The 19,057-nt window shown below is 40.2% G+C and carries 20 protein-coding genes; 12 read left to right on the forward strand and 8 right to left on the reverse strand.

Annotated features, from left to right (window positions below; translation table 11 throughout):
• Nucleotides 1-4: 4 nt before the first annotated feature.
• Nucleotides 5-925 carry an NAD(+) kinase gene (locus F8R90_RS08845; protein ID WP_190890173.1) on the forward strand — a complete coding sequence of 307 codons (921 nt, stop codon included), beginning with the start codon at nucleotides 5-7 and terminating at the stop codon, nucleotides 923-925.
• A 20-nt stretch (nucleotides 926-945) separates the two neighbouring features.
• Here the strand turns inward: F8R90_RS08845 and F8R90_RS08850 are convergent, their stop codons facing one another.
• Complete coding sequence (locus F8R90_RS08850) at nucleotides 946-1,107, reverse strand: hypothetical protein (RefSeq protein ID WP_196510435.1); 162 nt, start codon at nucleotides 1,105-1,107, stop codon at nucleotides 946-948.
• Between the two features lie 232 nt (nucleotides 1,108-1,339).
• Here F8R90_RS08850 and F8R90_RS08855 point away from each other — a divergent pair, with 232 nt between their 5' ends.
• From F8R90_RS08855 to F8R90_RS08865, 3 genes are all read left to right on the forward strand, one after another.
• A complete protein-coding gene (locus tag F8R90_RS08855) occupies nucleotides 1,340-2,134 on the forward strand; it encodes a GNAT family N-acetyltransferase (RefSeq protein WP_196510436.1) in 795 nt (264 codons plus the stop codon).
• Nucleotides 2,135-2,506: 372 nt separating this feature from the next.
• A complete protein-coding gene (locus tag F8R90_RS08860; protein ID WP_196510437.1) occupies nucleotides 2,507-4,168 on the forward strand; it encodes a glycosyltransferase family 39 protein in 1,662 nt (553 codons plus the stop codon).
• Nucleotides 4,169-4,386: 218 nt separating this feature from the next.
• Nucleotides 4,387-5,106, forward strand: a complete 720-nt coding sequence (locus F8R90_RS08865) for a DUF4079 domain-containing protein (RefSeq protein WP_196510438.1) — start codon at nucleotides 4,387-4,389, stop codon at nucleotides 5,104-5,106.
• Between the two features lie 280 nt (nucleotides 5,107-5,386).
• On the opposite strand, the gene F8R90_RS08870 is transcribed toward F8R90_RS08865, so the two are convergent.
• Both F8R90_RS08870 and cobU read right to left on the reverse strand, forming a co-directional pair.
• Nucleotides 5,387-5,806, reverse strand: a complete 420-nt coding sequence (locus F8R90_RS08870; protein ID WP_196510439.1) for a hypothetical protein — start codon at nucleotides 5,804-5,806, stop codon at nucleotides 5,387-5,389.
• Nucleotides 5,807-5,855: 49 nt separating this feature from the next.
• On the reverse strand, nucleotides 5,856-6,428 hold the full coding sequence (gene cobU, locus F8R90_RS08875) for a bifunctional adenosylcobinamide kinase/adenosylcobinamide-phosphate guanylyltransferase (protein ID WP_196510440.1): 573 nt from the start codon (nucleotides 6,426-6,428) through the stop codon (nucleotides 5,856-5,858).
• Between the two features lie 216 nt (nucleotides 6,429-6,644).
• On the opposite strand from cobU, the gene F8R90_RS08880 reads away from it, so the two are divergent.
• From F8R90_RS08880 to F8R90_RS08910, 7 genes are all read left to right on the forward strand, one after another.
• A complete protein-coding gene (locus F8R90_RS08880; RefSeq protein WP_196510441.1) occupies nucleotides 6,645-7,454 on the forward strand; it encodes a hypothetical protein in 810 nt (269 codons plus the stop codon).
• A 134-nt stretch (nucleotides 7,455-7,588) separates the two neighbouring features.
• Nucleotides 7,589-8,521, forward strand: a complete 933-nt coding sequence (locus F8R90_RS08885) for a glycosyltransferase (RefSeq protein ID WP_196510442.1) — start codon at nucleotides 7,589-7,591, stop codon at nucleotides 8,519-8,521.
• A gap of 24 nt (nucleotides 8,522-8,545) precedes the next feature.
• The gene (locus tag F8R90_RS08890) at nucleotides 8,546-9,502 is read left to right on the forward strand and encodes a glycosyltransferase family 2 protein (RefSeq protein ID WP_196510443.1); all 957 of its coding nucleotides are present in this window, start codon (nucleotides 8,546-8,548) and stop codon (nucleotides 9,500-9,502) included.
• Between the two features lie 17 nt (nucleotides 9,503-9,519).
• Nucleotides 9,520-10,101, forward strand: a complete 582-nt coding sequence (gene hpsU / locus F8R90_RS08895; protein WP_196510444.1) for a hormogonium polysaccharide biosynthesis acetyltransferase HpsU — start codon at nucleotides 9,520-9,522, stop codon at nucleotides 10,099-10,101.
• Nucleotides 10,102-10,454: 353 nt separating this feature from the next.
• On the forward strand, nucleotides 10,455-10,622 hold the full coding sequence (locus F8R90_RS08900; RefSeq protein ID WP_196510445.1) for a hypothetical protein: 168 nt from the start codon (nucleotides 10,455-10,457) through the stop codon (nucleotides 10,620-10,622).
• A 30-nt stretch (nucleotides 10,623-10,652) separates the two neighbouring features.
• Entirely contained in the window at nucleotides 10,653-13,049 is a 2,397-nt protein-coding gene (locus F8R90_RS08905; RefSeq protein WP_196510446.1) for a hybrid sensor histidine kinase/response regulator, read from the forward strand.
• A 151-nt stretch (nucleotides 13,050-13,200) separates the two neighbouring features.
• Nucleotides 13,201-13,677 carry a hypothetical protein gene (locus F8R90_RS08910; RefSeq protein ID WP_196510447.1) on the forward strand — a complete coding sequence of 159 codons (477 nt, stop codon included), beginning with the start codon at nucleotides 13,201-13,203 and terminating at the stop codon, nucleotides 13,675-13,677.
• A 43-nt stretch (nucleotides 13,678-13,720) separates the two neighbouring features.
• Here the strand turns inward: F8R90_RS08910 and F8R90_RS08915 are convergent, their stop codons facing one another.
• The 3 genes from F8R90_RS08915 to F8R90_RS08925 form a co-directional block, all read right to left on the reverse strand.
• On the reverse strand, nucleotides 13,721-14,119 hold the full coding sequence (locus F8R90_RS08915; RefSeq protein WP_196510448.1) for a nuclear transport factor 2 family protein: 399 nt from the start codon (nucleotides 14,117-14,119) through the stop codon (nucleotides 13,721-13,723).
• Nucleotides 14,120-14,157: 38 nt separating this feature from the next.
• A complete protein-coding gene (locus F8R90_RS08920) occupies nucleotides 14,158-15,165 on the reverse strand; it encodes a zinc-binding dehydrogenase (RefSeq protein WP_196510449.1) in 1,008 nt (335 codons plus the stop codon).
• 89 nt (nucleotides 15,166-15,254) lie between these two features.
• Nucleotides 15,255-16,049, reverse strand: coding sequence for an aspartyl/asparaginyl beta-hydroxylase domain-containing protein (locus F8R90_RS08925; protein ID WP_196510450.1), 795 nt, complete (start codon nucleotides 16,047-16,049; stop codon nucleotides 15,255-15,257).
• Between the two features lie 117 nt (nucleotides 16,050-16,166).
• Here F8R90_RS08925 and F8R90_RS08930 point away from each other — a divergent pair, with 117 nt between their 5' ends.
• Entirely contained in the window at nucleotides 16,167-17,651 is a 1,485-nt protein-coding gene (locus F8R90_RS08930; RefSeq protein ID WP_196510451.1) for an amidohydrolase family protein, read from the forward strand.
• Nucleotides 17,652-17,681: 30 nt separating this feature from the next.
• Here F8R90_RS08930 and F8R90_RS08935 read toward each other — a convergent pair whose 3' ends face one another.
• Together F8R90_RS08935 and F8R90_RS08940 are read right to left on the reverse strand one after the other, a co-directional pair.
• Nucleotides 17,682-18,590, reverse strand: a complete 909-nt coding sequence (locus F8R90_RS08935; protein WP_331000627.1) for a DUF4437 domain-containing protein — start codon at nucleotides 18,588-18,590, stop codon at nucleotides 17,682-17,684.
• Between the two features lie 100 nt (nucleotides 18,591-18,690).
• On the reverse strand, nucleotides 18,691-18,990 hold the full coding sequence (locus tag F8R90_RS08940; RefSeq protein ID WP_196510452.1) for a protealysin inhibitor emfourin: 300 nt from the start codon (nucleotides 18,988-18,990) through the stop codon (nucleotides 18,691-18,693).
• Nucleotides 18,991-19,057: the final 67 nt, after the last annotated feature.

Consider the following 19,057-nt stretch of genomic DNA (forward strand, 5'->3'; position numbering starts at 1 on the left):
GTGCGTGCAACTCAAGCAGGTAATCATTGCTTATAAAGCGCGGGATGCCCGAAGTAAAGAATGGGCAGAAATCTGTGCTAAACAACTAGAAAGCCGCGAGTGCCATGTGTTGATGGGGCCTAGCGGGCCAAAAGACAACCCCTATCCTGTCTTTTTGGCTTCTGCGGGTCAACCAATCGATCTCGCTTTGGTACTCGGTGGCGATGGTACTGTTTTAACTGGTGCCAGACATTTAGCCCCAGCAGGCATCCCTATTCTGGGAGTGAATGTGGGAGGTCATCTGGGGTTTTTAACTGAGTCAGTAGAAGAGTTTCAGGATACTGAGAAAATTTGGGATCGACTGTTTGAGGATCGCTATGCTATCCAACGGCGGATGATGTTACAAGCTGCGGTGTATGAGGGTCATGGGTCTAATTTAGAACCAGTTAGTGAGCATTACCTGGCTTTGAATGAATTTTGCGTCAAACCCGCCTCCGCTGACCGGATGATTACTTCAATTCTGGAAATGGAAATTGACGGTGAGGTAGTCGATCAGTACGTCGGGGACGGGTTAATCATTGCTACTCCTACAGGTTCTACTGGTTACACTGTTTCTGCTAATGGGCCAATTATGCATGATGGCATGGAGGCGATTACCATCACTCCTATTTGTGCAATGAGCCTTTCTAGTCGCCCCCTCGTTTTGCCCCCTGGTTCTGTGGTAAGTATTTGGCCTTTGGGCGATTACGATTTGAGTACCAAACTGTGGACAGATGGGGTATTGGGGACTTCAATTTGGCCGGGACACCGCGTTGATGTGCGGATGGCAGATTGTCGGGCTAAATTTATTATTTTGCGCGAGAACAATTCCTACTATCAGACGCTGCGGGAGAAGTTGCTTTGGGCAGGTACAAGGGTTCGCTACAGCAATAATCACCGTAATTAATTAAGTATTGTAGAGTGCATTTACCGCAGATTGCATAGGCGTAGCCCGTCGTAGACATCGCGTACCCGCCCCCATAGGCGATCGCTACGCTCACTGCAAGCATCGCAGCTAAAATTATCCAAGCCCCTGGATTTATCCGGGGGCTTTCTGCCCTGATTTTGACTTTCTTTGCTGACTTGCATTTATAGCGTATATCAAAGGAAAATTTTGTATCTTATTGCCAGATTTTTTCGGAATTAATGTCCATAATAAAAGCACTCTACCTCTAATTCAAGAGAGTAAAAAAGCTCTTTAGAGGTTCTTTTAGCGAAAACCGTCTCAATCACGCTTTGACACATTAACGCATAATGTGAGCTATTTGTATAGTGCCTAAATCCTAGTAGGATATTTTCGCAAATCTAAGTAGGAACATAGATGGAAGTTTCTGGACGCAACATCAATTACCAACTGAATCCTCCTCCGCCTCTTGAAGATTTTCCCGTCCTTCAAACTGAAAAATATATCCTACGCTTGGCATCAACTGAAGAAGAATTAGAATCAATTTTTCAGTTGCGCTTTGAAGTTTTTAATCTTGAACTAGGCTTGGGATTTTCTGCTTCTAACTTTACCCAGATGGATATAGATAAGTTTGATGCGGTTTGTCATCATTTAATCCTGATGTCCAAACAAACAGGTCAAACAATTGGAACTTATCGGATGCAAACCTATACAATGGCTTCTCAAACACTAGGCTTTGATGCTGCCGATATATTTAATCTTAATGCAATTCCCAATTCTGTGCTTCAAGCATCAGTTGAAGTTGGGCGTGCATGTATAGCTAAAGAATACCGCAACAGTCAGGCACTTTTATTGCTATGGAAAGGGCTAGCAAATTATCTCATTTGGAGTAGAAACCAATATTTTTTTGGCTGTGCATCATTACTAACACAATGTCCTTCGCAAGCTAGTTGCGCTTATGATTATTTTCAGAAAAATGGTTTGATGCATCCAAGTATTTTGGTTTATCCCAATCCACAATCTTGTCTAGAAATATCTCAAAATTGTCCAGATCCATATAATGTTGAAATTCCTAAAATTTTGCAGGCATACTTGAATATTGGAGCTAAAATATGCAGTATTCCAGCCATTGATAGACATTTTAAGACTATTGATTTTTTAACTATATCTAATAGTAAAGATTTTGATAGATGGCGTTACCAAATATTGTAAAAATTCTCTTTTGTCCTAACGACGCTCAGTCGCGGCTACAGAAACAAAGTCCGCGTCCTCTTGCTAGTGCACAACACAGACTATAGGAATAGTACTATTTGTGATATTTTACCTCCATCTACATCTTATCTGTAAAATTAAGGCCTGTTTTGCCGTATTTGATACAACCTTGTGCAATTGTTTTCAGAGTTAATAGAAGAGAGGTATTTATTGCCAATATTTCAAATCAAATGACTCTCAGTCAAAGCACGTTTGCAATGTCTGATAAACAGGCTCAGAATTACTAGCGATGTCTACAATGGGCGTAGCTATGTCACTTCATCCAGTGCACCTAACTGGATTATTTTAGACAAATTATTGGAAAAACTACTTATGCGCCATCTCAAATTTGCTCCGAGTTGGTTGCGATTTTTAATTATTTTTTTATTGGCAATGGGTATATTGTTTCGGTTTTTTAACCTTGATGGCAAAGTTTTCTGGCATGATGAAATTTATACCTCATTGCGGATTTCTGGTTACACAATTAATCAAGCAAAACAGGAAATTTTTAATAATCGTGTCATTACTGGAGAAAGCTTTGCTCAGTTTCAAGGTGCCAATAAACAAAAAAGCTTAAATGCCACGATTATGACTTTGGCAAAAGAAGATCCTTACCATCCACCGTTTTATTACATAATAGCCAAATTGTGGATGGAAATATTTGGTAATTCGGTGACGGCGATTAGGAGTTTATCTGCCTTCATCAGTTTGCTGGTTTTCCCTTGTGTTTATTGGCTATGCCGAGAATTATTTAATGTACCATTATCGGTTCCTGGTGTAGCGATCGCACTCATGGCAATTTCTCCAATTCACTTGGTTTATGCCCAAGAAGCACAAGAATATATCCTCTGGTTAGTCACCATATTGCTATCTAGTGCGTCTTTACTGCGAGCAATGCGGCTGGAATCACAAGATAAAAATGAGCCTGTGAAAGAACGGCAACGACCAGATTTATTCGCTATTTGGAGCATTTATGCAGTAACTTTAGCCATCAGTCTTTATACATTTCTTTGGAGTGTATTTGTAGCAGTTGCTCACGGAATTTATGTGATGCTTACTGCCAAATTTCAGTTGACTGAAACTGTCAGAACTTATCTTTTAGCATCACTGGTAGGTTTTTTAGCCTTCATGCCTTGGATAACAATTGTAATGGGTGACTTTTTTCAATTTTTGATTTCAGCAGATAAGACAATAACACAGTCAAACTTAATGCCTGTTTTTCCATTTTTGCTGATGCAGTTAAGCAGGATTTTCTTTGATATAGACCTTAACCCAGATAATTCTTTTAACTATTTAATTACATCAATTTTTTTAATTTTGGTAGGATATTCAATTTATTTTCTTTGTCTAACAACTAATTATAAAGTCTGGTTTTTTCTCATCACATTGATTGTAGTGCCGGCGCTACCCCTAATACTGTCAAATGCTGGGGGTATACAATCATCTACTGAAGCATATTTAATACCATCTTATTTAGGAATCCAAGTGACTGTTGCTTACCTACTAGCTACGCAACTATATAATGGGAGCTTGTCACGCCGGAGCATTTGGCACATAATCATGGCATTAGTGATTATTTGTGGTCTGATTTCTTCTAAGGTGAGTTCCCAGGCAGAAACTTGGTGGAATAAGGGTATGAGCTATGGCAATCCACAAGTTGCCCAAATCATCAATCAGACAACTCGCCCACTTTTAATTAGTGATGCTTTGGGCAATAATTATGGGAATGTTTTTTCTCTCAGCTATCTTTTAGAACCAAAAGTGCGTTTTCTGTTGGTAAACAACCAAAAAATTCCTAAAATACCTGATGGTTTTGCTGATGTATTTTTATTAAATCCTTCAGACACTTGGCATGAAAAAATCGAAAAAAAGTATAAATTAAAGACAGATATTGTTTACAGTGATAAATATTATTCAGTTTGGAAATTGGCTAAAATGACTAAATTACGCCGACGTAATATTCCACCTAATAATAAGTTATCTGCAAGTTTATAGTATGGAAATGTATATGTTTCATGTATATGGGTAGAAAACCTATTTGCAAAATTTATAAATTTTTATGAATTATTAACCTATTTGCTTTTTTAAAAGTTTAACAATAACACAATTAAATAAATATTCAACAGATTCTCATCTGAAATTAATTTAAGTGATAGTAAAATGCTTTATATTGCCATTTGACATGAATTTAATGATTCATTTAAAGGTGTTGTATGGAAATAACAGATTTTATACGTCTTTTACATCCAGCGATCGCAGTTATATTCGTCTTCCCACTCATCGGTATAGTGGTTAATTTTGCTTGGCAAACACGCCAACGCAGATTGCAAATTTTAGCCGGGAGTAAGAGCAAAATTCCTCCAGTGGTGGGTGGAGAACATAAGCAGTTAGGTGAAAGACTAACAAGTGCAGTTGTCGGATTAACTTTAATCGGATTAAGCTACCCTATTGGCAAAAATATTATCACAAATCAGTTATGGAATAAAACACCTTTTCAGTTTGCTTTTATTCTGTTAATATTTGCTGCTACTATCGCCTCTTTAGTTTTACTTTATCGGGCAAAACAGCGTGTATGGCGGGCAGTTTTTGCTACGTTAACTGGTGCAGGTTTAGTAATACTAGGCTGTCAGGATGGAGTATATCGCCGCACTAATGAGTGGTATTGGTCACATTATTATATTGGCATTACCGCAGCACTGCTAATGATTTTTTCATTGGCAATTGTTCAAGATATTTATCAAGATAAGTCCAATCGATGGCGCATCGTCCATACGATTTTAAACTGCATTGCTTTGTTGCTATTTATTGGACAAGGTATGACAGGAACGCGAGACTTATTAGAAATTCCCGTGAGTTGGCAAGAACCCTATATTTATCAGTGTGATTTTGCTAATAAAACTTGTCCAACGCCAAATCCTCAAGTACCAAAGTGAACTCAGGAACTTCCAATAAAAAAATATCTAACTGATAGGGGAGCCAGCGCGTTCCCCAGAGTTATCTGTAGCAAGATGAGGATGTGAAAGCTTCTTCCGTATCAGGTTTTTCGTTCGTGAATTGGTATCAACTGGAACCCAAAACACGAGAGAATACAGATGTGCGTCCCTATTACAGATAGGTAAAAATCCTGTAATTGAACTAAAAGCCACTACAGGAAAAATTAAAATAATCAAATAATTAGAGAAAACTTATCAGATTTACAACTTGGTTGTTTGTTTATGCAATATTATCTAAAAGCCGATCGCGAATTGTTTTGAGTTGGTCTTGAGTCTTAATTGGCTCTCGCGGTGCTGGTAATTCGGTATTAGGCCAGTTAGGTAAATCATTGCACGGGCATAACAACGCCGGCATCCCGACGTTTCGGGCGGCTACTGGCATACTGCAACGGCCACAAGCCACCATATCCCATGCTGGTGTCAACAGTTCAGCAATGGTTTCATGTGTACCCTCTAGGTAACAATCACCCGATTCTGGTGAGAGAATTTTTTGCCAGCACTGTTCAAATTCTTCACTATAGCGATCGCCATCTAGCACTGATTTGGGCAAAAAGCTTGCCTTACCGTTGTCCGTAATCACTTTCTTACCCAACTGAAACCAGTAGGCGAGGTATCCTCTAACTTCTTGTTTGGTTGCCATATTACAATTTTAGATTTTAAATCTTAGATTTTGGATTAATTTGAATTAATTAAGAATCTTGACTTCTCACTTCTCCTTTGCCTCTATTTGGCAATGGGTAACCAAGGATGCTGAGATTGAGAACATGACCACCAGTAACTAAATAAACAGTATTGCTGAGTACACCTAGCTGGCGCACTAAAGAACCCAAGCGATCGCGGAATGTCCTCCCAAGCGGATAAGCTGGTACCACACTCCAACCCACCTCTTCTGCTACAAACAACATATCAGCAGCAACCAAATCCACCGTTTCTAATAACTCTGCAAGGATGTTTTCCCAAGTAGATTCGTCCTCTTCTAAAAGATTAGCAACCCAAGTTCCTAAAGAATCAACTAAAAGACAGGTATATGGTTTGGCATCGGCGATGGTAGCAGACAGTTCTATAGGTACAGATAAAGTCACCCAGTCTTGGGGACGGCGTTGTTGGTGTTCTAAAATGCGTTGATGCCATTCCTGGTCATCTGGGTTATCGGTGGCTGTTGCTACGTAAACAACTGCTTTTCCTGACTGCATGGCCAGAGTTTCTGCCCATTCACTTTTACCAGATCGTGCTGGCCCTGTTACTAAGATGATTTTACCCAACGTTGTTTCCTGAATATTTTAACAATATGCCTACGGTTGCAATTTATCACCACAGTTTTTTACTTCATCGGTGAAAATTTTAGTTTCAAATAACTTTTAAGGGATAAAATTAGCACCAGCATCATTGATGCCCTAACTGGCAAAAGCCAAAAATCCCAACAACCCCATTTTCAATTATTCAACACCATTGGGGACAGCAAACTTTAGGATGTCTTTATGAACGCAGGCTTAAAACGCATTGAAGCAACTCTACATGATTTAGGGAACCGCGGCACTGCCTCTGCCGCTGAAACAGTTGATGCGACGACAAAACGGCCTTTTTCTTTTAGAATCAGCGTCGGAGCCAACGAACCCACAGAAAGTACACAAACTCCATCCTCTCAGGAAGGACAAACAGTTGACTTGGGCGTAGATGCTGAGAGTGATTATCCTTCTGAACAAAATTTCTTTCCTCACCATGACTCTGTGCAGACCTTTCAAGCAGAAGAGAATGGTGGCAAAACACCCAGCCTACCCAAGCTGAAAACTCCGACCTTTAGTAGCCATCGTCACGGAGCCAATCCAGCATTGGCGATGAATCTATTGCAAGAAATTCAGGAAACTGTTGCAGGTTGGCAAATAGAACTGCAAAATATTTTGAAGCAAATTCAGGATATTTACTTAGAAGGGCCAATTGTCAATGGCTGGTTAGAATCTAATCCCACCGAGCCAGAACCGGGAGGAACCGCAACACTGCGCCATGCAGAAGTTGATCGCCTGATGAACTACGTAGAAGAAATTTGCGCCACTGGTGGGAAAGTATCTTATCAATCATCTATTACTGGCTACCGCCTCTGTGGTGTGGACGATGCTGGTAAAGTCTGGTCGCGCCCATGTCCAGCAGATCAGGTTCCCAATGTTAGTATGGCGATCGCTCGTTACCAAAAGTTGCGTCAACTGTTGGGGCGCAAGCAATCTTTGGAAACCCGTCTGAGTCAACTAGCCCAAACACTTGTAGTTTTACACAGTCATATTCAACAAACGTGAAGTTTTAAAGATTATTTCCGAAGAAACTCGGTTGGTGGGTCGGTAATTTTTGGTTTAGATTAACTCTCAGCAGGTGTGCGTTGGATTTAAGATTTTTATCTAAAATCCCAAATCTCAAATCCAAAATAAAATCTATGCCAGACACCCAAATCTCTGCCATTATCTGTACCCACAATCGAGATACCTATTTAGGGGCTGCAATTGATAGTCTTTTAGCGCAGGATTTTGCTGCTGACTTTGAAATTGTGGTAGTTGATAATGGGTCTAGCGATCGCACCCGTGAGGTTGTAGAACAAAGGGCCCACAATTCGCGCCTGAAGTATGTCTTTGAACCCACCATTGGTTTATCTATCGCCCGCAACACGGGTGCAAAAGTAGCTAGTGGTGATATTCTTGCTTATCTAGATGACGATGCCGTTGCGAGCAAGGGCTGGCTGCAAGTTTTATATTTTGCCTATTACAATAACTCTAAACTAGCGATCGCAGGTGGCAAAGTTACTCTCATCTGGCCCCAGGGAATCCAGCAACCACGGTGGCTATCTCCAGGGCTAGCTGCAAATCTAGGTGCATACGATTTGGGTGACAGTATCATCTATATTGAGCAACCTGGCTTAACACCCAGAGGCTTAAATTACTCCATCCGCCGTGGTTTCCTAGAAGAAATTGGCGGTTTTGATCCTCACCTCGGTCGGGTGGGAAAAAATCTATTATCAAATGAAGAACTGCAAATGACCGAATTTGCCCTACAGCGCAATTGGCAAGTCGCTTATCTTCCCGAAGCGCTGGTTGCTCATAATGTTGCTCCAGAACGCCTCCAACGCTCCTGGTTTTTAAACCGAGGTTGGTGGCAGGGGATCAGTGAATGCTATCGAGAACAACTCGCTGGTAAAGCTGGAATCGCTCAATTGCAGAGAGGTAGCGAACGATTTGTGCGCGGCTTGTATAAGGCATTGCAATATTTTTCTGATCCAGCAGAACGGTTTGACAAACTTGTATATGCTTACGGTCAGATTGGTTACTTAAATGCTGCTATTCAGGGTCTTCTATCCACATCAAATAAGAAATAACAAAAAACATAATTTATACTCAATATGTCATCTAAAATACCAGTTTCTGTATTAATTCCCGCAAAAAACGAACAAGCCAACTTGCCAGCCTGCCTCGCTAGCCTCGCCAGAGCAGATGAAATATTTGTAGTAGATTCTCAAAGTACCGACAACAGCATTGAAATTGCTAAAAGTCACGGTGTAAATGTCGTGCAATTCAACTTCAATGGACGCTGGCCTAAAAAGAAAAATTGGTCTTTAGATAATCTACCCTTCCGTAACGAATGGGTGCTAATTGTAGATTGCGATGAGCGCATCACCCCCGAACTTTGGGAAGAAATTGACCAAGCAATTCAAAATGATGAATATACAGGTTATTATCTCAATCGCCGCGTATTTTTCTTAGGAAAATGGATTCGTTATGGTGGGAAATATCCCGATTGGAATCTACGTTTATTTCAGCATAAAAAAGGTCGCTACGAAAACCTACATACAGAAGATATTCCCAATACTGGTGATAACGAAGTTCACGAACACGTTATTTTGCAGGGGAAAGTTGGGTATCTCAAAAATGATATGCTTCACGAGGACTTCCGCGACCTTTATCACTGGTTAGAACGGCACAACCGCTATTCAAACTGGGAAGCCAGCGTTTATTTTAATATTCTCACAGGTAAAGATGATAGCGGCACCATCGGCGCGAATCTATTTGGTGATGCAGTTCAACGCAAGCGCTTTTTGAAAAAAGTGTGGGTACACCTGCCATTTAAACCTATTTTACGGTTTGTTTTATTTTATATTATTCAACGTGGTTTTTTGGATGGCAAAGCCGGATATATCTATGCACGCTTGCTGAGTCAATATGAATATCAAATTGGCGTTAAACTCTACGAATTACGCAACTGTGGTGGTCACTTAAATACTGCAACTACCTCAAAGGAAGGAGCAGGGGAGCAGGGGAGCAGAGGAGTAGAGGGAAAGCTATTGACCATTGACTCCTAACTAATGATTAATGACTAATGACTAATGATCAACCTTTTGTAGATTTACGCAAATATGACCAATCTTGGTTTGATCGCGGCCGTCCAGCTTGGTATATTTTGTTATGGTGGCTTGTACAAGCGATCGCCTTTCCCCTCACTCCTCAACCGTTAAATATTCTGCGTTGTGCTTTGCTACGACTATTTGGCGCTCGTATCGGTAAAGGCGTATTAATTCGACCCACCGCCCGCTTCACCTACCCTTGGAAAGTTACCATTGGGAATTACAGTTGGATTGGAGATAACGTAGTTTTATACAGCCTCGATCAGATCCACATAGGTGAACACTGCGTAATTTCCCAAAAAAGTTACCTATGTACTGGTAGTCATGATATCCAAGACCCTGCCTTTGGGTTGAAAACGGCGAGTATAACCATTGAGAATGGTGCATGGGTAGCAGCAGATTGTTTTGTTGGATCGGGGGTGCAAATCGGGGCTAATGCTGTGATTGGCGCTCGTAGTAGTGTTTTTAGTAATATGCCTTCTGGGCAGGTTTGTTGGGGAAGCCCTTGTCGTCCCAAGACGCTTCGGATAAAACTTGACCCCCCCAGAACCCCGTAATTTGATGGATAAACATAGTAGGGGCGCACAGCTAGTTGTGCGCCCTTAAATTTTCTATTTCTCACTTGCATAGAACACAGTCTACTCGTAGAGGCACAGGATTACTTTCTCTACCGTGTATCGTCGTGTATTGCATTGCATCCAAAAGAGAAGCGCTATAGGTGAATCATCAAGCTAAAATTGCAAGTAGCGTAGGATTACTTACGCCTACACCGATCCTTCAACTTGTAGTGCTCTAACTCAGAGGCTATGTACTTTTTACACACATAGCTGGGCTGATGTTTCCTACCTATAAGCTTTACTTTATAGACGTAGGTATTTCCAGGAAATAGTTTACTTTTAATTAAATCTTTTTGCTTGGATCTAAAAAACTTGGCAGAAGATGTGATATACCCAATCAACCAGAAGATAGTCTAATTAGCAAAAATTATTTGCCATTACAACGAGGAGGTGATAAAGTGCCGTTTGCCATCCATATTCGTCAACTTGCCAAAGATTTTAAAGGCAAACAAATTCGATAATTTTTAAAATAAATTTAATAAGAGGCAAGTATGAATTTTAAAACCAATGAAAAAAATGTCATTTTAATAGTTGATGACGCTCCTATTAACTTAGAAGTATTATTCGATTTTTTAGAGTTTTACGGCTTTAAAGTTTTAGTAGCTGAAGATGGAATAACAGCACTAAATATGGCAGAATATGCCTCACCTGATCTGATTTTATTGGATGTATTAATGCCAGAAATCGACGGTTTTGAAACTTGTAGACTTTTGAAAATAAATCCAGCTACTCAAGATATTCCCGTAATATTTATAACCGCCATGACTGATAAGGTGGATAAAGTCAAAGGTTTAAATCTTGGGGCAGTAGATTACATCACTAAACCTCTAGAACAGAAAGAGGTTTTAGCTAGGGTAAATACCCATTTACGTTTACGAAACCTCACAAAAAAACTCACAGAGCAAAACAAACGTTTAGAGATGGAAATCTTGGAGCGCCAGCGGGTAGAGGAAAAACTTCGATGTCATTCAGCTGCATTAGACGAGTGGAACAATCGCTATCAAGCACTAATTCAAGCGAGTGGTCAGATTCTCTACGACTGGAACCTGCATACCAACGAGATCAAATATGCTGGCAATGTACAGGGAATATTAGGTTATTCTATGCCTGAGATGTTAGGAGGTTTAAACCGTTGGCTAGAGTTGGTTCATCCTGATGATAGAAACTTCTTTAACGAAGAGATTAACCGCGTTTTATCCACAAAAGAGCGATTCCACCTTGAATTTCTTGTATGTCGCAAAGATGGCACTTACATCACAGTTGAAGACAACGGGTATATCTTTTTAGACTCTACAGGCAAAGTTGCTCGAATGGCGGGCTTTGTAATTGATATTACCGAACAGCAAGCTGCGCTACGCGAACGCAAAAACGCAGAACAGAAAATCCGTGAGCAAGCCGCTTTGCTCGATATCACCACAGATGCGATTCTCGTTCAAGATTTGGTTCACAAAATTCAATTTTGGAATAAAGGGGCTGAACATCTCTATGGTTGGATGGCAGAAGAAGCACTGGACAAGGATGCTAATCAGCTTTTATATCGAAAGCAAAATTTTTGCCAACTGAAAAACATTCAGAAAACTCTAGTTGAACATGGTTCGTGGCAAGGTGAGTTAAATCAAGTCACAAAACAAGGCAAAGAGATGATTATTGCTAGCCGCTGGGCACTAGTAAATGATGATGAAGGGCAAGCCAAATCCATCCTCATTGTCAACTCCGACATCACAGAGAAAAAACAACTCGAAGCGCAGTTTCTCCGGGCCCAGCGGATGGAGAGTCTTGGCACCTTAGCAAGTGGCATCGCCCACGATCTTAACAATGCACTGACACCTATGATGATGACAGTGCAACTTTTGGAGGCAAAACTCCCAGATGAGAAAAGTCAGCAATGGCTAACAATTATGGAAAAAAACGTTAAACGTGCAGCAGATTTAGTTAAACAAGTGCTGTGGTTTTCACGCGGATCTGTAGGTAACTTTAAAACCTTACAGGTGCGGTATTTAATTTCAGAAATTGAAAATATTGTTAAGCAAACATTTTCCAGAGCTATTGAAATTCGCATCGATGTTCCTCAGCAAAACCTATGGAATATCTTTGGCGATGCTACTCAGATGCATCAAGTGCTGATGAACCTCTGCATTAATGCTCGTGATGCCATGCCTTATGGCGGCATCTTAAAGATTTCTGCAAAGAATTTCTGGGTTGATAGCGACTATGCCCGGATGAATATTGATGCTAAGGTGGGTTCTTACGTGATGATTAGTATCTGTGATACAGGTATAGGAATTAAAAGAGAAATAGTAGATAGAATTTTTGAGCCATTTTTCACAACAAAGGAACTAGGTAAAGGCACAGGGCTTGGTCTTTCAACAGTGCTTGGCATTATCAAAAGTCATGGCGGCTTTGTAAATGTAGTTACTGAAGTAGGCAAAGGCACGGAGTTTCAAATTTGCTTACCCGTCACCCAGACAATGGAGATAGACGGTAAATTAGGTGGAGATCATGAATTACCAGCAGGGCATGGAGAATTGATTCTAGTTGTTGATGATGAAGATTCAATTCGAGAGGTTACTCAAACCTGGTTAGAAAAAAATGCCTATAAAGTTCTATTAGCTAGCGATGGTATTGAGGCGATCGCACTATATACAAAACATCAACAAGAAATTAGTGTGGTCTTGGTTGACATGATGATGCCATCTATGGATGGGCCAACAACTATCAATGTGTTGAAAAAAATTAATCCAGATATCAAAATTATTGGTGTCAGTGGATTAGCCTCCAATCATGAAATGATTAGAATCCTTGGTAATAATGTCAAACTCCTTTTGTCTAAGCCCTACACCTCAAGCGACTTGTTAAGAAATTTACAAATGGTGATTAATACAAAGTAGAGTTTGTCATTAGTCATTAGTCATGAGTTATTAGTTATTAGTTATTTTCCCTCTGCCCCATCCCCTGTTTGTCCAATGCCCTGTTTGGTCAAGCAAAATGGTAAGCAGCAGTGGTAATATGTTTTCATGGCTGCTCTAATCCTTGCTATTGATGAACAAACTATTGGATGAAACGCTGTCAATCAAAATTGCTGAAAGCATAAACAGCAGAGCTAGCACTCCGTTTGATAATGCTTACAAAGCAGCATTATCCACTGAGGGAGCAAGATATATTCAGGGATTTTTAGCTTTTGGCGGGAAGCCATACAGACCGATTGAACACAGTTGGATTGAGATAGGCGACGCCTCCGATGTCCGTATTATCGATCCCACATTACCGCACCTAAACAAAAATCCCCAAGAACTCTGGTATTTTGCAGCGCAAAGGCTGACCATTAAAAAACTGAAAACCATTATTGAAGAATCGAAAGAAGATTATCCAGAAGATGATCCATTGCCAATCTATGGTGATCCACCTTATGAATATTACGGTGATGTGATGTTAGGTGGTCAAGACTATTTAGCAGCATATCAAGCCGCAGAGGCTAAATGCAGAGAAATCAACGAACTCAACCCTGAAAGAAACTAACAAAAGTGTATTAAATAATTCGTAATTACACATTACGAATTATTTAATACGATTTACCATCACTACCAAAGTATTCCCTATAGCCACAAATTTTGTCTCCACGCACATCAAAGGAAACTGCCACCCGATTTTTGTAAAGCTGTCCGAACAAAAGCCCCTCATCCCGAAACTCAAAAACAGCTGTCGTTTCATTGCTAGTAACACGGTCTAGACCAGTCAGGTTCAAACCAGGATTGAAGGATTCAAAAACGTACTCAAAAAATTCTCTAGCTCGCTCTTTTCCCACGTTTAAGCCGTGGAATTTTCCCATTGGAAACCAAAGAGTAAAATCTTCTGTGAGCATATCTAACAATGCTTCCCACTCTCCTGTTGCCATACCATGCGTAAGATTATCAAATGCCTGCCGAGCAACTTTTAAAGTGTTTTCTGAATCTTGTGCCATTCTCACCCCCGACTGGATATAAACTAATACCGTGTTACTTAAAACCTCACTACCACTTTGCCACAATTCTGACCACTGAGAAGATATTCTACAGCGTCGGGTATTGATTCTATGCCTTGAAACTGGGTTGGGTCAACGGCAACTTTGAGTTTGTCTATGTAGAACAGGTTTAAAAGGCGATCGCGTGCCTCTGCCATATGTTCTTTATAATGAGGCATGAGAAAGCCTCTCACAGAAGCAGCTTTCCAAAATAGCTGGTGATAAATTCGTGGTTGTGTAATTTGCTCTACATCAATTGCGTATTCGGAGATGAAACCTACTACTATTAACCGTCCCCGCACTGCCAAGTTGTCAACGCAGGTATCAAAAACTTGTTTACCTACACAGTCGAAAATTAAATTAACCCCATTGGGGTATTCTTGCTTGAGGACTTGATTGAGGTTTTCTGTGCGATAGTTGATAATGCGATCGCACCCTAATTCTCTTAGTAACTTTGCCTTCGCCTCAGAACTGCAAGTACCAATAACATGATTCCCAGCTAGCTTTGCCAATTGCACTGCAATATGACCAGTTCCCCCTGCTGCTGCTGTCACTAAAACCACTTCATTACTTTTCATCTCCCCCACTTGTTCCAATGCAACCAAGGCTGATACACCTGTAGGCATTAGTGTTAGTAACTCTGGTGTCGCTTCCCGCACCTTTAGCGCTAAGTTTGCATCGATAACCTGATATTCTCGATAACCGCCGCCACGCGCCGTAGTTATAACAGCATCACCTATTTGAAAATCTTTAACATTTTCACCTATAGCGACAACTTTCCCCACAGCTTCTACACCTAAATCAAAAGGAGGAATTAAGTTAACATAGGGAACATCACCACGACAAAGTAAAGTATCAAAGCCACCGTTAACCCCAGCAAATTTGTTTTGAATTAAAAGTTCATTAGCAGCAGGTTTTGAAATAGAAAATTTGATAATTTCAACCGCAGATTTAAAATCTTGATTAAGTTGCTTTGCTATTAACTTTTTGTATGTTTTTTCGTTCATTTACCAATTTTATTGAATAAATATAAATTTAGGGTGCGTTATGCTTTCAGCTAACGCACATCAACAATCTAAGGTGCATTACACTAAGCTTATAAAGCTTTATCCCACTCTAACTGATGGGCTAAACCATACTTGATAAAATCTTCTTCTTTCGCTTTATCGCTTTTACCAAAAACGCCTAAGCTATAAGGATTATCTTGCATACGTTTTGTGACTTGCTCTTTTTCAAATCGGATAACTTCCTCTCTAGGTTTATCCGGTTTAAAAAAGTCTACAACCAAGACAGTTCTATCATAATTGGTATAATTATGCGGGCAGTGTGGATAGCTGTGATCTAAAACCAGGAATTTTCCTTCATGCCAATAAAGTTGATCATGGCATATTTTCATAGCCACATCTCCCTCTGGCACGATTAATCCTAGATAGCCACGATTCATGTGAGGATTATAGTTCACATGCAGCTTGATATCTAAGCCTGGATGGAATGTACCATAATACACGTTTCTAATTATCTCATCATCACTAAAGTTAACTTTTTCTATCACCTGAGCTAAATTTGGGAAATATTTCTCTCTTAATGCAAGTGCTTTTTGTGATGCATCATCTGACCCATAATCAGGATATTGTATTTGATACGCTTGAATATATTGTTCAATAAACATACCTTGAAATAAAATACCAAAAGCACTATATTTTGCATCACCTTTGGTTTTAATCGTTTGACTTTTAGGCCCCAAAATATCATAAGTTAATTTTAACTCGTCATCAGATGCATCCTTAATAAAGCATGTAAACTCATCTCTAATGACTTGCCATTTATCTTCAAAACTTTTAAGAAAAGTAAATTCTTTTGGGTCTATATGATACTCATTAAAACTTTCCATTGTCTTTCCTCCTGAAGGTGATTTCATAAAAAACCGTTATATAATGATGGGATTTGGTCTTCGTCCTGATTCGATGTTGGAATTCCTAACTAAACTCATTTTAGTGTGAGGTCTACTGTGTCTGAAACTCCCGTATTAGATCAAATTATCAAAAATGTGCGGGTAGTTCGTCCCCATCAGGATGCAATCGAACTACTTGATTTAGGAATTAAGGATGGAAAATTTGCTCAGATTGCCCCTAATATTAGCCCAGACACAGGCAAAGAGGTATTTGATGGCAAAAATTTACTGGGCTTTCCTGGGGTCGTGGATGCCCATATGCACATCGGTATCTATCAACCCCTCGATAAAGATGCTGTGACTGAAAGCAAAGCAGCCGCAATGGGAGGTGTGACTACCAGTTTAAATTACATCCGTACAGGGCAGTATTATCTCAACAAAGGCGGTTCCTACCGAGATTTTTTTCCAGAGGTGTTGGCGTTATCCGCAGGTAATTTTTTTGTCGATTACAGCTATCACATCGCACCTATAGCTAGCCAGCATATTGACGAAATACCTCTATTGTTTGAAGAACACGGTGTATCTTCGTTTAAAATCTTCATGTTTTATGGCGGCTATGGATTGCATGGTTTGTCAGACCAGCAAAACCTCTTTTTAATGATTAATAAAGAGGAACGGTATGATTTCGCCCATTTTGAATTTATTATGCGTGGTCTAACTCGCTTGATGGAAAAACATCCCCAAGCGCGAGATATTATTAGCTTAAGTTTGCACTGCGAAGTTGCAGAAATTCTAAATGCCTATACCAAAATAGTTGAAAATGACTCTAGTCTGAGCGGATTACACGCTTACAGTGCAGCGCGTCCTCCTCATTCCGAAGGTTTAGCAATTTGCATTGCTTCTTATTTAGCAAACGAGACTAACTGTGCAAATATCAATTTATTGCACCTGAGTTCACGTAAAGCAATGGAAGCAGCTTTGACTATGCAAACTGCTTTTCCTCATATCAACTTTCGGCGAGAAGTTACTGTCGGACATTTGTTATTAGATGTCGATACTCCAAATACAATTTGGGCAAAAGTTAACCCTCCTATCCGTCCTCGCGCTGATGTGGAATATTTATGGCAAGCAGTACTCAACAATCAAGTAGATTGGATAGTTAGCGACCATGCTTGCTGTTCTGCTGAACAAAAAAGAAGTGCTAAAGACCCGAATAATATTTGGTTAGCAAAGTCTGGTTTTGGCGGTACAGAATATTTACTTTCTGGTGTATTTAGTGAGGGTAGCAAGCGGGGGATGTCCTACAATCACATGGCTAAATTGCTATCTTGGAACCCATCCCGGCGCTTTGGTTTGTTAGAAAAAGGCGATATTGCTATTGGTTATGATGCTGACTTGGTGCTGTTAGACCCCAATGAAAGCTTTGTAGTAAGTGCTGCTGAGTCGGAGTCACAACAAGGTTATACACCTTTTGAAGGAGTGGAATTAAGTGGAAGAGTGAAGAGTACTTTTCTGCGCGGAAACTTAATTTACAACAATGGAAAAGTTCTAGGTTCACCTATTGGACGTTATTTAAAAAGACCTTCTAGAATGGCCACATAGAAACCTTGCTGTTTAAAAACTATGTGTTTATTAGTGTGGATATGACAAAACTGTTGCAACTTGTGATAAATCCCTATCAACTCTGACAAAGAATAAGCCGCCATCATCAGTTTTGTGTCTAGGAAGAGTGCTAAAGCTAGGACAATAGCCAAAGTGGTCTTTTGCAAAACTGTAATTTCCTATATCACAGTATCCAACTAAACTATATGCTTCTTCATTATAAGATTGAATCATTTGATTTCTGCCGTCATAATGTGGCAAGATGGCAAGCAACCATACTCCACCTCCGTTACTATCTTTTCTTAAGTACTTTTTTTTAGATACCTCAAACTGAACTGTATCTGTTTTGCCCCACGGTAGTAATTTGCTGTCTAATGCAGGGATGAAGTCACGAAATCTAGCATCTGGATGATCGGTTATTGCATTTTTATATTTCAATGGAACAGGGCCGTTCTCCATCCAGAGGATTTCAACTTCTTCATTGCCTAGCACTTTCCAAGGGCCTACTCTCACTCCTGCGGGGACAAAGGAGTAGCCATGCTTGTTTAATTGCCACTCACCTAATTGAATTGCACCCCTAAGTACAAAAATCTCTAAATCGGCACTAAAGAAGCCAGAAGGTGCTTCAAATTGAGGTGGTAAAACTATTTTTGAAGTGGATGCACCACAGTCATGCCATGTTAGCGATCGCTTACTTCCAGATGCTACATTATCTGGCATGCCACTCACTCGCCAACCGTGTTTTTCTGGTATAGCATTTGTATCAAAGAATTGGTACTGACGAGGTACATACTCTTTAGAGATTGCTGTGCGTCTTCCTGATAAATTCATGCGCCCTCTGCCGTCTCCACCCCAATCCTCTTTTACAGATGCTACGTGCAAAAAATCATCAGTTTGGTTTTCTTCTGCGAAATTAAAATTTATCTTCTCTTCACCCACAACTTTATATTCTCCTGTTTATATGTTTCTCGTTAGGCACTCAATTTTATATTGGGTTGACTGGATTTTTCTCTAAAAATTCAATTGCTAATTGAGCAACTTACCTTTTTTGTGACATTGTTTGTAGCCATTCAATCAGGGGCCTTAAGGTTCCTGGCAATGCTGCTTCACTCACAGTCACGGTATGCTGTTTACCGTTATCTTCTACTGTTAACTTATACTGAAAGCGATCGCTCTGGGGATTTGGCGAGGTAATGTGTTCCGGTAGCCTAAATAAATCAGCAGCTTCCACCAGTCGGGGAAGTGTGCTGGCTTCGTTTGGTGGGAGAGTGTCTGTATCAACGGTTGTTTTCTTGGTAATCCCAGCAAAGCCGCCTGTGCGTTCAAAGGATATCCGCATTTTTTTGCTCTCCGTTGTGCTACTTGGTTGGGATAAATACAAAGACTGGGAGATGATAGTTTTCACC

Source organism: Nostoc sp. NZL, from assembly GCF_015714705.1.
Lineage (GTDB): Bacteria > Cyanobacteriota > Cyanobacteriia > Cyanobacteriales > Nostocaceae > Nostoc > Nostoc foliaceum_A.

Bases quoted from the DNA above. Each gene is read 5' to 3' on its own strand.
- F8R90_RS08850 (WP_196510435.1), bottom strand. From the start codon at position 1,107: ATGCAAGTCAGCAAAGAAAGTCAAAATCAGGGCAGAAAGCCCCCGGAT.
- F8R90_RS08855 (WP_196510436.1), top strand. From the start codon at position 1,340: ATGGAAGTTTCTGGACGCAACATCAATTACCAACTGAATCCTCCTCCG.
- F8R90_RS08860 (WP_196510437.1), top strand. From the start codon at position 2,507: ATGCGCCATCTCAAATTTGCTCCGAGTTGGTTGCGATTTTTAATTATT.
- F8R90_RS08865 (WP_196510438.1), top strand. From the start codon at position 4,387: ATGGAAATAACAGATTTTATACGTCTTTTACATCCAGCGATCGCAGTT.
- F8R90_RS08870 (WP_196510439.1), bottom strand. From the start codon at position 5,806: ATGGCAACCAAACAAGAAGTTAGAGGATACCTCGCCTACTGGTTTCAG.
- F8R90_RS08880 (WP_196510441.1), top strand. From the start codon at position 6,645: ATGAACGCAGGCTTAAAACGCATTGAAGCAACTCTACATGATTTAGGG.
- F8R90_RS08885 (WP_196510442.1), top strand. From the start codon at position 7,589: ATGCCAGACACCCAAATCTCTGCCATTATCTGTACCCACAATCGAGAT.
- F8R90_RS08890 (WP_196510443.1), top strand. From the start codon at position 8,546: ATGTCATCTAAAATACCAGTTTCTGTATTAATTCCCGCAAAAAACGAA.
- hpsU (WP_196510444.1), top strand. From the start codon at position 9,520: ATGACTAATGATCAACCTTTTGTAGATTTACGCAAATATGACCAATCT.
- F8R90_RS08905 (WP_196510446.1), top strand. From the start codon at position 10,653: ATGAATTTTAAAACCAATGAAAAAAATGTCATTTTAATAGTTGATGAC.
- F8R90_RS08910 (WP_196510447.1), top strand. From the start codon at position 13,201: ATGAACAAACTATTGGATGAAACGCTGTCAATCAAAATTGCTGAAAGC.
- F8R90_RS08915 (WP_196510448.1), bottom strand. From the start codon at position 14,119: ATGGCACAAGATTCAGAAAACACTTTAAAAGTTGCTCGGCAGGCATTT.
- F8R90_RS08920 (WP_196510449.1), bottom strand. From the start codon at position 15,165: ATGAACGAAAAAACATACAAAAAGTTAATAGCAAAGCAACTTAATCAA.
- F8R90_RS08925 (WP_196510450.1), bottom strand. From the start codon at position 16,049: ATGGAAAGTTTTAATGAGTATCATATAGACCCAAAAGAATTTACTTTT.
- F8R90_RS08940 (WP_196510452.1), bottom strand. From the start codon at position 18,990: ATGCGGATATCCTTTGAACGCACAGGCGGCTTTGCTGGGATTACCAAG.